This is a genomic window from Sulfurimonas sp. NW15, from assembly GCF_051132285.1.
Lineage (GTDB): Bacteria > Campylobacterota > Campylobacteria > Campylobacterales > Sulfurimonadaceae > Sulfurimonas > Sulfurimonas hydrogeniphila.
Window position 1 is genome coordinate 1777669 of sequence record NZ_CP093237.1, and the last position, 14713, is coordinate 1792381.

At 38.6% G+C, this 14713-nt stretch carries 14 protein-coding genes; 5 read left to right on the forward strand and 9 right to left on the reverse strand.

The annotated features are described in order from the left end of the window. The first annotated feature begins 38 nt into the window (after nt 1–38). A complete protein-coding gene (gene dnaK / locus MLC52_RS09120; protein ID WP_151899838.1) occupies nt 39–1925 on the forward strand; it encodes a molecular chaperone DnaK in 1887 nt (628 codons plus the stop codon). A 21-nt stretch (nt 1926–1946) separates the two neighbouring features. Here dnaK and MLC52_RS09125 read toward each other — a convergent pair whose 3' ends face one another. Continuing rightward, the gene (locus MLC52_RS09125; protein WP_346389904.1) at nt 1947–2459 is read right to left on the reverse strand and encodes a nitrous oxide reductase accessory protein NosL; all 513 of its coding nucleotides are present in this window, start codon (nt 2457–2459) and stop codon (nt 1947–1949) included. 64 nt (nt 2460–2523) lie between these two features. Here MLC52_RS09125 and MLC52_RS09130 point away from each other — a divergent pair, with 64 nt between their 5' ends. Beyond that, on the forward strand, nt 2524–3021 hold the full coding sequence (locus MLC52_RS09130; protein ID WP_151899836.1) for a redoxin domain-containing protein: 498 nt from the start codon (nt 2524–2526) through the stop codon (nt 3019–3021). 107 nt (nt 3022–3128) lie between these two features. Here MLC52_RS09130 and MLC52_RS09135 read toward each other — a convergent pair whose 3' ends face one another. Next, nucleotides 3129–3485, reverse strand: a complete 357-nt coding sequence (locus MLC52_RS09135) for a c-type cytochrome (protein ID WP_188110038.1) — start codon at nt 3483–3485, stop codon at nt 3129–3131. Between the two features lie 45 nt (nt 3486–3530). On the opposite strand from MLC52_RS09135, the gene MLC52_RS09140 reads away from it, so the two are divergent. The 3 genes from MLC52_RS09140 to MLC52_RS09150 are packed head-to-tail and all read left to right on the forward strand — an operon-like array spanning nt 3531 to nt 7142. After that, entirely contained in the window at nt 3531–4442 is a 912-nt protein-coding gene (locus tag MLC52_RS09140) for a VWA domain-containing protein (RefSeq protein WP_434580128.1), read from the forward strand. Then, complete coding sequence (locus MLC52_RS09145) at nt 4439–6010, forward strand: vWA domain-containing protein (protein ID WP_418640561.1); 1572 nt, start codon at nt 4439–4441, stop codon at nt 6008–6010. The genes MLC52_RS09140 and MLC52_RS09145 overlap by 4 nt, the downstream gene beginning before the upstream one ends. Further along, nucleotides 5991–7142: a hypothetical protein gene (locus MLC52_RS09150; protein ID WP_346389902.1), complete on the forward strand. Its 1152-nt coding sequence runs from the start codon at nt 5991–5993 to the stop codon at nt 7140–7142. Before MLC52_RS09145 ends, MLC52_RS09150 begins: the two co-directional genes overlap by 20 nt. Here MLC52_RS09150 and MLC52_RS09155 read toward each other — a convergent pair. From MLC52_RS09155 to MLC52_RS09185, 7 genes are all read right to left on the reverse strand, one after another. Then, complete coding sequence (locus MLC52_RS09155) at nt 7135–7593, reverse strand: hypothetical protein (protein ID WP_346389901.1); 459 nt, start codon at nt 7591–7593, stop codon at nt 7135–7137. The two genes, MLC52_RS09150 and MLC52_RS09155, sit on opposite strands and share 8 nt — an antisense overlap. 10 nt (nt 7594–7603) lie before the next feature. Further along, on the reverse strand, nt 7604–8029 hold the full coding sequence (locus tag MLC52_RS09160) for a hypothetical protein (protein ID WP_346389900.1): 426 nt from the start codon (nt 8027–8029) through the stop codon (nt 7604–7606). Further along, the gene (locus tag MLC52_RS09165; RefSeq protein WP_434580131.1) at nt 8026–9126 is read right to left on the reverse strand and encodes a 4Fe-4S dicluster domain-containing protein; all 1101 of its coding nucleotides are present in this window, start codon (nt 9124–9126) and stop codon (nt 8026–8028) included. Before MLC52_RS09165 ends, MLC52_RS09160 begins: the two co-directional genes overlap by 4 nt. Continuing rightward, complete coding sequence (locus MLC52_RS09170; protein WP_346389898.1) at nt 9123–9773, reverse strand: TorD/DmsD family molecular chaperone; 651 nt, start codon at nt 9771–9773, stop codon at nt 9123–9125. The genes MLC52_RS09165 and MLC52_RS09170 overlap by 4 nt, the downstream gene beginning before the upstream one ends. A 78-nt stretch (nt 9774–9851) precedes the next feature. Then, entirely contained in the window at nt 9852–13127 is a 3276-nt protein-coding gene (locus MLC52_RS09175) for a molybdopterin-dependent oxidoreductase (protein ID WP_346389897.1), read from the reverse strand. Between the two features lie 13 nt (nt 13128–13140). After that, nucleotides 13141–14064 carry an NrfD/PsrC family molybdoenzyme membrane anchor subunit gene (nrfD, locus tag MLC52_RS09180; protein ID WP_151899824.1) on the reverse strand — a complete coding sequence of 308 codons (924 nt, stop codon included), beginning with the start codon at nt 14062–14064 and terminating at the stop codon, nt 13141–13143. After that, nucleotides 14064–14699 (reverse strand): 4Fe-4S dicluster domain-containing protein, encoded by a 636-nt coding sequence (locus MLC52_RS09185; RefSeq protein WP_151899823.1) that lies wholly within the window; start codon nt 14697–14699, stop codon nt 14064–14066. Before MLC52_RS09185 ends, nrfD begins: the two co-directional genes overlap by 1 nt. Between the last annotated feature and the right edge of the window lie 14 nt (nt 14700–14713).

Here is a 14713-nt window from a genome sequence, read left to right on the forward strand (position 1 = left end):
ATATAAAATTCAATTAAACTTAAAAAAAGGAAGAAAAAATGAGCAAAGTAATAGGTATAGATTTAGGAACAACAAATTCATGTGTGGCAGTATATGAGGGTGGTGAAGCGAAAATCATTCCAAATGCAGAAGGAAAAAACACAACACCTTCAGTTGTTGCATTTACAGACAAGGGAGAGGTTTTAGTAGGAGACCCTGCAAAACGTCAGGCTATCACAAATCCGGAAAAAACAATTTCATCTGTCAAAAGAATCATGGGTCTTATGATGAATGAAGAAAATGCAAAACTTGCACAGGAAAAAGTAACATATAAGATTGTAGACAAAGACGGTATGGCAGCAGTTGATGTTGCAGGAAAAATCTACACACCACAGGAAATTTCAGCAAAAATTCTTTCAAAACTAAAAGAAGATGCTGAAGCGTATCTTGGAGAAAAAGTTACTGATGCTGTAATTACCGTTCCGGCATACTTTAATGACAGCCAAAGAAAAGCGACAAAAGATGCCGGTACTATTGCGGGACTGAATGTACTTCGTATCATCAATGAACCGACTGCATCAGCACTTGCATATGGTTTAGAGAAAAAATCTGATGAAGATGTTTTGGTATATGACCTGGGTGGTGGTACATTTGATGTAACTACACTTGAAATTTCTGACGGAACATTTGAAGTTCTTTCAACAGACGGAAATGCATTCCTTGGTGGTGATGACTTTGACAACAAAATTGTTGACTGGTTAGCAAGTGAATTCAAAGCAAGTCACGGAATTGATCTTAAAAATGACAAAATGGCCCTACAGCGTTTGAAAGATGCTGCAGAAAGTGCGAAAAAAGAGTTAAGTTCGGCAACAGAAACAGAAATCAACCTGCCGTTTATCACAATGACAGAAGCAGGTCCGCAGCACTTGGTTGTAAAACTTACCCGTGCTAAGTTTGAAGGGATGATTGAACCACTTGTAGATGAAACAATGGATCATGTTCAAATTGCAATGAAAGATGCAGATTTAAGTAAAGGCGACATCAAAGAGATCATCATGGTTGGTGGTTCTACTCGTGTTCCTTTGGTACAAAAAAGAGTTTCTGACTATTTTGACGGCAAAGAGTTAAATAAATCAGTAAACCCTGATGAAGTTGTTGCTGCAGGTGCAGCTATTCAAGGTGGTGTATTACGAGGAGATGTTAAAGATGTTCTTTTACTTGATGTTACACCGTTATCACTTGGTATTGAAACACTTGGTGGTGTTGCAACGAAAGTTATCGAAAAAGGAACTACAATTCCTGTAAAAAAATCTCAAATCTTCTCAACTGCAGAAGACAACCAGCCGGCTGTTAGCATTAACGTTGTGCAGGGTGAGCGAGAATTTGCAAAAGACAACAAATCTTTAGGTCTGTTTGAACTGACTGATATTCCGGCGGCACCGCGTGGTGTACCTCAAATTGAGGTTACGTTCGATATTGATGCCAACGGAATACTGACAGTTTCAGCAGTAGACAAGGGAACTGGTAAAGAGCAAAAAATTACAATCTCAGGTGCTTCAGGATTAAGCGAAGAAGAGATTGAAAAAATGGTTCAGGATGCAGAAGCACATAAAGCTGAAGATGAAGCAAGAAAAGCTGTTGTTGAACTCAAAAATCAGGCAGATGCATTGATTGCACAAACTGAAAAATCAATGAAAGAGATGGGAGACAACCTTGCAGCTGACGAAAAAGCAAAAATAGAAGCGGCTATCAAGGATCTTCAAGATGTTCTAAAAGATGAAAACTCTACAAAAGAGCAAATTGAAGAGAAAGTAAAAGTACTTACAGAAGCAAGCCATAAAATGGCAGAGCAGATGTATAAAAAAGAGCAAGGCGGTGAAGCCGGAGCAGCAGATGCAGCAAAGAAAAAAGACGATGACGATGTTATCGACGCTGAGATAGAGTAAACACTCTGTCTCAACCCCTTCTTATTTAAAATCCTTCCTGGCTATTTGCCAGGCAGAATAAAAATCAACTATTTTCCCACCATATTGGGCCTGAAAAGCCTGTGCGTCTTTTAAAGATTTGAATGCATATTTACTTATTCTACTCATTGTAGCGGGTTTTTTACTTCCAACAACATAATAAGCTTCTGTTACAGGAACAAATTTCAAAGAACTCACATCAACAACTTGAGGATTTTCCAGTTCAGCACCTTCTTTAATATCTTTTGTCAAACAATGAATAGAACAGTACTGATGTGTTATCCCATTCTCTTTTGCCGCATGATTTGTTTTATAGAACTTTACCAAATTCATGCCGCATATATGGCAAGATTCTTTATGCTTTCCTTTTTGCAACAAAACAGCTTTTTCCTTAGAAACACTTTGGAACATTCTATGCACCGTTTTTTTTGTTTTATGAGGAGTTGCTTTGTGCAATGAAGTGCTGCATCCCGTCATCAATACGAGAGACAGTGAAACAAGTAGTGCTTTAACCATGTATTTTCCTTTATTTTTTTAGCATTTTATCAGTTTATTATTACAATAGTGTTAAGCTTGTCTTATGCTAAAAAAAATGAAACACTACCTCAAAGAAATTATCTTTTTTGTGATTACGATGACTCTTTTTGCAAATGCTTTAAGTTTGTACAGAAGTCAGGATTTATCACAGAGTCCCTTAACTGTTGACAGCTTTAAACTTATAAATAATCAAGAATATCAAGTAGTAAAAAACAAACCGGTTTTAGTACACTTTTGGGCTAGCTGGTGTCCTACATGTAAGCTTGAAGCTTCAAATATAGAATTTTTATCGCACTATTTTGAAGTCATTACCATAGCTGTGAAGTCAGGGAGTGATGAAAAGCTTCAAAAATATCTTGATGAAAATAATTACACTTTCAAAGTTGTCAACGACCAAAATGGAAAACTCTCCTCAATATTTCATATTTCCGGATTTCCGACAACTTTTATTTATGACAAACACAAAAAACTGGTATTTAGTGAGGTTGGATACACTTCAACGCCGGGGCTCTATCTAAGAATGCTGTGGGCAGAAAAATAGATGTAGCGTCTCAAACACGCTTACACTAAAGCATCATATATCCAATTCCCCGTATGGTTTTTATGTACTCTTTTGTATTTGCAGGATCTATTTGTACCGGAACAGATTTATGAACCAAATCCGCCCAGTATATCGTCCTGTACATCTTCAACAGGGACTTCTTTGTGATTGGAAAGAAAAAAGGATAAATCGTTAATATCCTGATCACTCAGTTTTTTCGCAAACTGCGCCATCATCTGCTGTGAAACACTGCTGGCCTTTCCTGCGCGAAAATCAATCAGTTTCTTTTTCAGGTAACTGCTTTTTTTGTTTGCAAGTCTCGGATAGGTACTGCTTCCTTCGGCAGATGGTCCATGACAGCTTGAGCAGGCATTGGCAAAGAAAAGCATTTCACCACGATTGTAAGCATCTGAATCTGCATATATTTTCGTTAGCAGGATAACAAATAAAAAAATAAATCTCATTCTCATCTCCTCTTTGCTATAATTGTATCAAAAAGTAGTGACAAATTGAATAATTTTACCTTTGAATATCCTTATGTTTTCATCCTTTTACTTTTGGTAATCTGCATATATAAATGTCCTCTTACGCTCAAAAAAATTATTTTCCCGCACATACATCTCTTTTCAAAAAAAACCTCTTTCATCAACAAAGAAAAACTGCTCTATTCCCTGATTCTCTCCTCTATGATTTTTGCACTTGCCTCACCAATTGTATATGACCAAAAAAGTTCTTCCAAGCGAAAAGGAAGAGATTTGGTTTTTGCTCTTGATACCAGCGGTTCCATGGCGGAGAGTGGATTTGACTCAGAAAATCCGCAAAAAAGAAAATTTGATGCACTCAAGGAACTTTTAGCTTCATTTATATCCAAACGTTACAACGACAATGTCGGTGTAGCAATATTTGGAAGCTATGCCTATCCTGCCATTCCTTTGAGCTATGACATGAAGAGTGTTGCATTTTTACTGGATTTTTTTGATGTGGGCATTGCAGGAGAAAGTACCGCTATAGGAGAAGGACTGGCAACTGCACTCAAAATCCTCAAAAAAGGAAAAGCAAAAGAAAAAGTGATTATTCTAGTGACAGACGGCTATCAGAACAGTGGTGCTGTTTCTGTAAAAGAGGCGGTACAAAGGGCAAAAAAGCAGCATGTGAAAATTTATACCATAGGTATAGGAGACACCTCCTCTTTTGATGCCAATCTTCTCAAACTCATAGCAAAAAACACAGGTGCAAAAATGTTTGCGGCTAAAGATGTCAAGATGCTGCAAGAAGTTTATCAGGAAATAGACAAACTCGAACCAAGTGCCATTCGATCAAAACATTATCTTCATAAACAAAATCTCTTTATCTATCCGCTTACTTTGGCATTGCTCCTGCTGTTCTATCTTATTACAAAACAGAAAAAGGAAGTTTTATGACACTTTTGTATCCCTGGATTCTTTCTTTTCTGATTCCACTGTATTTTTACTATAAGAATGATATAAAAGAGACACAGCAAAAGACAAAAAAGCAAAAGAACCTGCTCTACCTTTCTCTGTTTTTTATGCTCATCGCACTCAGTCGACCGGTCATTACAAACAAACCGATCGAGCAAAAATTTGATGCACAGGATTATATTATAGCCCTTGATGCATCCTTTTCAATGCAGGCGGATGACCTGAAGCCAACACGCTATGAAGTGGCAAAAAAAAATATTGCCTCTTTGCTTAGGCAACTGAATCAGGATCGGTTCAGTATTTTTGCATTCACCTCCAATGCCATGCTCATCTCACCTCCGACAACAGACAGTACCATCAGTATGATGGCACTCAACTCTCTGGAGCCAAAATATATATTAACAAAAGGAACCTCCCTGCTCTCTTTGTTTCAAAGTATTGCCAAGACTTCCTATAAACAAAAAAATCTCATTATTTTCACTGACGGGGGCGAGGACAAAGATCTTGCCAGCCTCGTAGATATATGTAAAAAAAATAGCATCATTCCCTATATCGTTGCAACAGGTTCAACAAAAGGAACCACACTGAAAAAGAACAACAAACCTATTTTGGATAATAACGAGAATCTTGTAATTTCAAGAATAAATCCACTTTTAAAACCGTTGGCACAGGAGTGCGGAGGAAAATATTATGAATTAGACACAGATGCAGATATATCAAAGGAAATCATCAGCGATCTTCAAGAACAGGATACTGCTGTTGAATCAACGACAAAGGTACTCAGCTACCGGGAACTTTTTATTTTTCCGCTTTTTATAGCGCTGCTTAGTTTCTTTCTTGCTGTAACAAAACTGCACCAACTCTTTGTTCTTCTGCCTTTTATCATTCTGCCGTACCCTGTTCATGCGGCCTCGCTCTTGGATTTTTACCATCACAACAAAGCAAATCAGGCATACAGGCATAAAAACTATGCAGCTGCTGCACAGGAGTTTCTCAAGCTTTCTCCCTCCCCTGCAAGCTACTATAACAGTGCAGTTGCCTATTGCAAAGCAAAAAATTACAAAAAAGCTGTAGAACTTTTTTCACAAATACGTTCCACTGATCCAAAACTCAAACAAAATATTTTTTACAATCTCGGCAATTGTGCTGTTGCCTTGAAAAAATACAGCCGAGCAATACGCTACTACCAAAAATCATTGGCACTTGGATTTGACAAAGATGCTTTTTACAATCTCAGCCTTCTGTATAAACTGGGACTTCAGGATGAAAAAAATCTCGGACAAATGCTTCCAAAAACCAACAGGCAGCGCAAAAAGCAAGACGATAAAAAACAAATGCAGAAAAAAAGCACAAACAAAAGTGCCTCATCGTCCAACTCACAGCAAAAAGCTTCACAAAAAAGCAGCGGCAGCGGAAAAAACAGCAAAAAGAAAAAAGAGAACCAAAATCTTCTACATGTAAAGAAGAAAAACAAATCAAAATACAAGCTGGGATACAGAGCTTATGAACTCATAAACAAAGGATATACAAATGAAAAACACCCTTGGTAAGATATTTTTGCTTTTTATACTTTTTACTGTCTCACTTTTTGGTGCAGGCCAGCTGGCAACCTACAAACTTACAACCAATAAAAAAAGTGTCCACATCAAAGAACCTCTGCTCATTACCTTTCAGGCGGAACAGAAAAACCACAGTGATCATATGTTTTTTTCCTTTAATGTGCAAAAAAGCCCTGATTATGAAGTAAAACTTTTACAAAAAAGCATACAGGACAAAGGCTACCACAACACGAAGACAATCTTTAAGTTTATTCTCTTTGCACTCAAAGCAAAAACACTGCATGTAAATTTTGATTTTATTATTCGCACCGCCAGTGACAAAGCTGTCAAACAAAGTTATGTTGATGACCATGATGACAGTATAGCCATCAGCACCTATGATACAAAAATAGCGCTCAAACCTTTAACACTCAAGGTAGAAAAATTTAAAAAACATGTTGACCTGGTAGGAGATTTTAAAATCAGCTCTACAATTGACACCGATGAAATTGACCAGTACGGGATTGTCAATCTGCATTATATACTCTCCGGTACGGGTTACAAAGAAACAGCATTGAATATCCTCAATACGCAAATTGAAAATGTAAGCATATTTTCAAAAAGAAAAGACAAACTTTCCAGGCTTACAGAAGATGGGTATATTATCAATACAGAATATATATATGCCCTCAGCGCGGCAGATAATTTTACAATCCCCTCTTTTGCGTTAGAAGTTTATTCCCCGCGCAAAAACAGCTATTACACACTCCATACAAAAGCATATAAAGTCAAAGTAAAAAAAACAAATCCTGCACTCTTGTTAGACAAAACAAATGCCCCACAAAATGAAGCATGGATAAATTTTGCGCAGATAAAAACTTTTTTCATCTATACCCTGATTTTTTTAGCCGGATTTTTCACCGCAAAAATCAGTCAAAAATCATTTTTTACCAAAAAACAAGAAGAAGAGTTTGCAGATATTAAACGCGCAAAAGATGCAAAAGAATTGCTCTTGCTCTTAATAATGAATTATCAAAACAGAGGTTTAGATGAGGAGATTGCAAAGCTTGAGGCGGATATTCATAAAAAACATCCCCTCAATCTCGGAAAAATAAAAAAAGAGATACTGAAAAAGCTTAAGTAAAAAACTCGATATAGACTTTGTCAAGATATTTTTTTGCTTTTTCCGCTTTTTGAATTTTCGGTTCGAAAATCTCTTTCATTGCCGGATAGTTTTGCATATATTCTTGATACAAATCACATTTCATATCCATGTGTTTTTTAAATTCATTGACAACAGCCTGCATGTCTTCGGGTGTAGCAATCCACTGCATGAAATTTTTAAACATTCTCTCACGTACATCTATGGCAAAAGATTCGCCCAGTTCAGCTGCTATGCGTTTTAAATCCCATCTTGAAAAATAGATACCGCTTTTTGCCGGAGGCATAATCTCTGCATAAATGGCCTTTAAATAGTCTGGATAGTCTTCATACTCATCTTCTGCACAGCTTCCGTCATCACAGGCAGCCTGCATTGCCTGTTTTTGCATCATTTCAAATTCGTTTCTTAATTCATTTAAATCTTTTATATCCATAATTGTCTTCCTATCTTATATATTTTTCAAATATTTCTTTTGCTAAATCTTCGCCAAGCAATGTACTGTTTTTCTCAAGATACGTTCCGATCAGTCGTTCACCGTCTCTTAAAACAAAATCACACTTGTTATACACCTGTACAAATTCATCTGCTTCATCCAGCAGTTCTACTGCACTCTCCTGATATTCTTCTGCTATATATGCACCGTTGACATGAGACTTTTTCATATTTGAAAGTGTATAATAAAAATCATCTTCGCGTATATTCATCGGTATCATCATGGCATCGGCATTATTTGCTTTTATCTCTTTGTTAAGTAAAATAAACAGTCTGTTTGGACTGGCATGTTCAGCAATAAGCCCAAAGAGCTTTGTCTCTTTTTTGATCCCGTCATCAGCATTCATTGTCTCGACTTCTGCCATTCTTTCACTCATTGTATCCCCCATAGTTCTTTTGCTTCTTCTTCTTCAATCCTGCATCTGTTACAGATTTTCTCTCCACCCTGATAGGCAAAAAAGTTCCCGCATTCATCACATCTTTTAATGTCAAAACGCACCAGGGTTTCAATTTTCGGTTCAAAAAAAGTACTGAGCGAAAATGTTTTTCTCAGTGTGAGAGAATGCGGTTCGCAGACATCATGACAGCTGTGACACTGTACACAGGCGAGCGGATTAAAATCAATTTTACTGCCTCTGTGATCTGAGCTCAGAGCACCGGTCGGACAAATTCTGTAACACATCTGGCAATTGGTACATGTAGTCTCATCCAGATCCTTTTGTGAAATAAATGAGATGTCCTCTACAGAAATCGTATGATACATTTCAGGCACTTTGGCACGTTTCATAGCCATAAGCAACAGACTTCGCCTGTCCGGTATATTCTTCTCTTTGATTTTCATAATATCTTTTGCTGTAACTGTATGTGTCTTTACATTCGTATCACTCGCATCAACTTCATTTTGGAGTTGCTGCTTGATGGATATTGCAGTTTTGACACCCTCTTTTGAGAGCAGTTTACGCCGGCTTAAAGTATCACTTTCTTTTTTTATTTCAAAATTCAATGCTGCAACATTCAGGCTTTTTTCCTGTTGCATCGCTTCAAGCAGGAAATTCACCTCTTCTGCTCTGTTGTTTATAACAGCAAGATTTGTTTTTGCTATTTCACACTCTGCACAGGGTCCCACATCCAAAGTAATTTTTTCTGAAGATATCAATGCAACACTCAATAACTCTTCAACACTCAATGAGGCTATACAGGGGAAATTTTCGTCCTTACATGTAAGCACACTCTTTTCATCTTCTAAAAACTGGAAAATATAATTCATTGGGTTAAAATCATCCAGTGTATATGCCGCAGTAGGGCAAACTGCATTACAGCCTCCACATCCAACACATTCACTCGGTGTAAAAAAGATTGCAGAGTTTTCCAGATGAATTGTTTGAACAGGACATGCCTGCACACATTTGTCACATATTGCAAACTTGTTTGAAGTATGCACGCATTTGCTGACATCTAAAGTTAAAAGGCTCATGCTTGGTGATTATATCCGCTGTTTTTTAATTCTGTGAGGTATTCAAAGTCACTCATAATGAACTCCAAAGCCAAATCAGCCGCATCAAAATAAAAAGCCGTGCCTGCTTCACTTTTCACATTTAACAGATACATTGGCGCCCACTCCAAAATATGGTCTCGCATAAAACCGTACTGAATCTGTGCTATCTCCTGTGCCACTTTAGAGTTCCCCTCTTCAAGTGCCTTTAGCTCTGCTCTGCAGAGTTCATACATAAACTCAAGTTCAATCGCTATATGGTCAGCAGCCATAACCCGTGCTTTGTCAAGCTGTACATTAAATTCAAAAGCATTAAAAATGGCCTGTACAGGATTGTCGCCACCTGTTTCAAGCATCTGATCATCTCTCGTGTAAAATGATTCATACGGAATAAGATGGAGTAAAAAAAGGTTAGTAAAATCAACATTCAGATATCTTTCTATCAAATCTTTTGAATCAAGCTCTTTTCGTTTTTTCCATTCTTTGAATGTTGGAAAAAAAGAGAGCATATTTTCGTCTTCTTCTATTGATTTTAATAGCCCTTCATCAATTTCACTCATCATTATTCTTGAGATAAGTGCATACAAATTTATTCTTGCAATCTGCTCTTGTTTTAAATCATTATTCATTAAAAATGTGCCTTTTGGAAATTTTCTTATATTAGAAGTATAGTAAAGCCACACTTGAAGTGGGCTTTACCTTTGTTGTTAAACGTCTTTTATATTGAACTCATAAGCCTTTTGGCTTGGTTTCACCGGACGTTTAATATGATATGGACGGCGTAGTTTGTCTGCCGCAGTCAACGGACGAGTCAACTGATCTCTCCATGCCTGATACACTTTAAAGTTGTTTTCATAGTTCACTTTAATATCACCTATTTTGTCATCAGCACCTGCTTTGGTAATGATAACTTTTTGGTGCCAGCCGTGGTTTCCGGCAATAGGATCCGGATGACAAGGGGCTACCGCATTTTGCCATGCACCACTGAGTCCATCCCACCAGATATTGTCAAGATCTTTGTTGTACTCTTTAAACTGCCATGCATGATGCGGTTTGATACCTTCAGTCGGTTTCATTGTTCCGACTTTTCCGTCATCAGTCATTTCATATTTAGGAGAACCCAAACTCATAATACCAAGCTGATGCTCAAATCCCGGAATAGTTACAGAGTCTTTGAGTTTCCAGCGGCCTGCATGGTGTGAACATGCAAGAACACCAGGACGTGTTGCTTCAGTTGGCACAGCCATTGCAATAAAGTAACCGCTTTTAATACCTGTAAGAGTATCCTGTATTTGTACTTTAACTGCATCTCCGCGTTTGATACCGAGTTTTTCAGCATCTTTTGTATAGATCCAAATAGGATTGTGGTTTTGTGAAATCTCCATCAAGTGTTTAGAGTTCACAGAACGCGTATGAATATTGTACGGCAGACGATAAATCGTATTGAGTGCAAATTCATTGTCCGCTTTCATATGCTTATGGTGAACCTGTGTTACAAGGTGTACCATTTTGTCGCTCTCTGCATCATTTCTCGGATAAATTGGAATAGCATACTCCGGCCATTTCCATTCTTCAGCCAACCACTCAGAGAAAAATTCAAGCTTTTTACTCAATGTATGGAAACCTTCACGAAGTTCTCCGTCAATTTCAGCACCGATAGATTTTTTGAAGTTTCCGTCTTGTACCCATAATGCACCGAATTCATCCTTGGTAACTTCGTCTTTGGAATATTTATGACCGTGTGCATGGTAATATGTTCCGTCAAATTCAAGTTCTTCTTCCTGAGGCTTGTATACATCAGTTTTTTCTGTCCAGGCACCATGATCTCTCATGTAGCTGTAAACAGGGAACTCTTCTTTTGCATACAGTTTTGTCGCTTCGGCTTTTAATTTCGGTAAAAGACTCATCGCCGCATCAAAATACTCAGGAACAGTTACCGCACGGGACGGATCTTTTTTACTTGCCCAGTATTTTCTGATGCCCAATGAACCATCCGGATCTACATAATCTACAATTAGATTTGGCCAGAATTCACTCTCTTCCCATACTTCACCCAGACCGAATTTCATGTGTGCTTCAAGTGTAGCACGTTCCGGTCTTTTTGCTTTCCAACCTGATTTTTCAGCAGCAACACGAAGAACCGCCTGACGGAATTCTATACGCTGTTCCGGTTTTGAAGGCGTTGACTGTTGATCGTTTCTCTCACCCGCAAGTCCAACAGGAAGTACATAATCACAGTACCAGTTTGTTTCAGACCAGGTAGGAGAGAGGTTAAATGACAATTCAAATTTATCTTCACGCTTGAGTGCTTCTATCCATCTGAATCCATCCGGATTAATCCATAAAGGATTGTGCATTCTTGGAACATAAACAGCCATAGATTTAGGAATCTTCAGTCCGCGTTTCGTCCATTTCTCATGCCATGCATCATCCATCATAATCTGTGGCATCATGTAACCCATCTCATATGTTGAAATAGGATACTCCGGCGGCCATGCAATTTCATTCCATGCATCAGTTTTTTCAGGGTGTTTTCCTGCAACTGTGGCTTTGTCACCTTTTCCTGCAACTGAAATTTCATGCCAGTGGTGCATACCTACTCCACCGATATCTCCACGCATAGCTCCGACAAAAACAAGAGGCAGGAAACCTGCACGTGTATTCATCCAGCCACCACGGTGACCGATTGGTCCTGCACGCCATAAATATGTAGCAACTTTAGCTCCTGCAGGTACAAACATCTCCCACAGTTCATCCAGTTTATATTCCATACCTTCGAGTTTACACTCTTTAACAACAAACTCTTTAGTATACGGAGCGTACAACTCTTTTGCAACTTCTATAAAAGACTCATAACTGTCATCTTTTGGCATTTTAGAGATATATCCGTATCCAATCATCTTTTGCAGATAATCTTTGTTGGCCATCAGTCTGTCCCAGTTAACCCACTCTTTTACAAATTCATGATTTACAATATCTGACCCGTCTTTTTTCTTTTCATTTAAAATACGGTTTGTCAAATATAGATAAAGTGCTGCTTCTGTTCCCGGCCAACACGGAATCCATAAATCCGCCATACCCGCTGAGTTACTCATTCTAGGGTCAATAACAACCATTTTTGCACCACGTTTGCGCGCTTCAGCAATCAAACCGGCTGACTGTTGGAAATAGTGACCCGCATCTGCTGCATGTGAAGACTGTAAGAATATCAGATCTGCATTTGCCCAATCCGGTGAGTTTCTGTCATCATTTGCCCATTGGATAGTTCCCTGACGAGCCCCTGCTGAACAGATATTGGTATGTGAATTGTATCCGTCAATTCCTAAAGATTGCGGAACACGCGGACCAAAGCCGTTTTCGTTTGGACGACCGACATGATACATGATAGATTTTTTAGAAATCTCATCACCTTTTGCAAGTGTGTCATGCATTTTCTTCCCGATAGCAGCCATTGCCTCATCCCATGTTACACGAACCCACTTTCCTTCACCACGTTTTGAACCCGGCGCACGTTTAATAGGAAACGGAATACGATCAGGATCGTACATTTGAGAAGTTACAGCATACCCTTTGGCACAGTTTCTGCCTCGAGAACCTGTGTGTAATGGGTTACCCATATACTTTCTTACCGTCATAGTATCTTTGTTAACCCATGCAGTTAGACCACAACCCGCTTCACAGTTTGAACAGACTGTTGGAACAATTGTATAGTTGTTTACCTGGATACCGTCAGGATTGTCGGCAGATCGGACGCCATGGCGTTCGATACCGCCACGTTTCCAGTCATCTCCGTCGAGCTCCGCAAAATTGTCCCACTCTGATTGGTCAGGATAAAAAGAAATTGTATCAGGAGTGTTTGTAAACTTACTTTGGCTAACAGATTCGGCAATTGCATCTGTTGCAAATACCCCTTTAGCAATAGCTACACCAGCTACGCTGAATGCAGCACCTTTTAAAAATGTTCTTCTACTTTGTAAATACATTTATACTTTCTCCTTAACTCATTGGTAATAATTGTGGAATAACTAGCCAAACATGCTTCACTACCCACAGACCTACGATAGCTAAAATAGCTGCGAGGTTTAAAAGACTGCTACTGTTACTTACTCGTGAAAGCGCAACCAGTATCATTGGTAAGATATATGCAACCCACTGTCCAATCCAGAACATTGTAGCATACTCACCATCGCCTTTAACATAGCCTAAGATAGCTGCAACTTCTTCAGCTTTCATAGCACCGAAAATATACTCTGACATATAAATAATAAATGCCATTAAAGCACTTAATCCTAAAATCGCTCCAAAGAAATTTTTCGTTTCGTCGCTTAATTTAGAACCGCCGAGAAGGATAATTGCCGCAGAACCGGAAAGTGTTGCTGCCAAAATCATTTGTGCTGATTCTGTCGGCATCTGCCATAATTCTCTTGCTGTTGCTTCAGCCATAATACCGGCAGTATAAAGTGTTACTGGAATTGCCAGCAGCGTTACCCAAAAAAGTGTTTTATCAAAAAAGGCGGTAGGCTGTTTTGTCAGCAAACATTTCTCTTTTCTGATCATTACTGCAATCATGACAAATTCAAGACCTACAAAGAGTGTTGCCATCCAGGCACCCACTGTAATTGCTGATGTCCAGTGAGGATAAAAGAATATATGCCACATTCTCCACATTTGATGCAGGTCCAACCATGTGAAAACCAGGAAAATATTCATAAAGATAAAAGAAGCAATCATAACCGGCGTTCGCAGTCCGTTCATTTCACTCGGATTTTTCTTTAATAAAAGAAAAAGCATAAATACCAGACCGGTACCGATACTTTTTGCCCACATATTCATTGTTACATACCAACCCCAGAATATATCAGGAATTGCAACATCTAGAGTTACTACAGCATTTGTTGCTGCTAAAGTTTCATGTACCATTAGTGATGCCCCCCTAGTGGAAGTGTTGTAATATTGTTAAACAGGTTATACCCTTCTTCTCTTCTTGATGCAAGAGGATTAAGACTCGCTTGTCCTGCTCCGACATAATAGTGATGAGGATTTGTTCCCTTCTCAGGTTTACGAACCTGTACATCTCTGTGATCTTGAATATATCTTGAAATATTTGATGCAGGATCTTCCAAGTCACCAAAAATATTTGCTTCTACCGGACATGCAACCACACAGGCCGGCATCATCGAAGATGCAATACGGTGTGCACAGTAGGTACATTTATCAGCAGTCTGCGTTTCAGGATCAATGTATATTGCACCGTACGGACAGGCCATTACACAACCGGCACAGCCGATACATCTCTCTTTATCAATGTTTACAATACCATTCTCAATATAGTGAAGAGCGGATACCGGACAAATTCTTTCACATGGTGCATTTTCACAATGATTACATCTAAGAGGGGTGAATGTTCTCTTAGTTTCAGGGAAAGTTCCCACATCTACATATTTAACACGAAGTCTCCATGTACTAAGCGGAACTTCATTTTCCACTTTACATGCGATCTCACAACCTTTACAACCCATACACAGGTGTAAATCAACTAGGAAACCTAATTGCATATATTCTCCTTTGG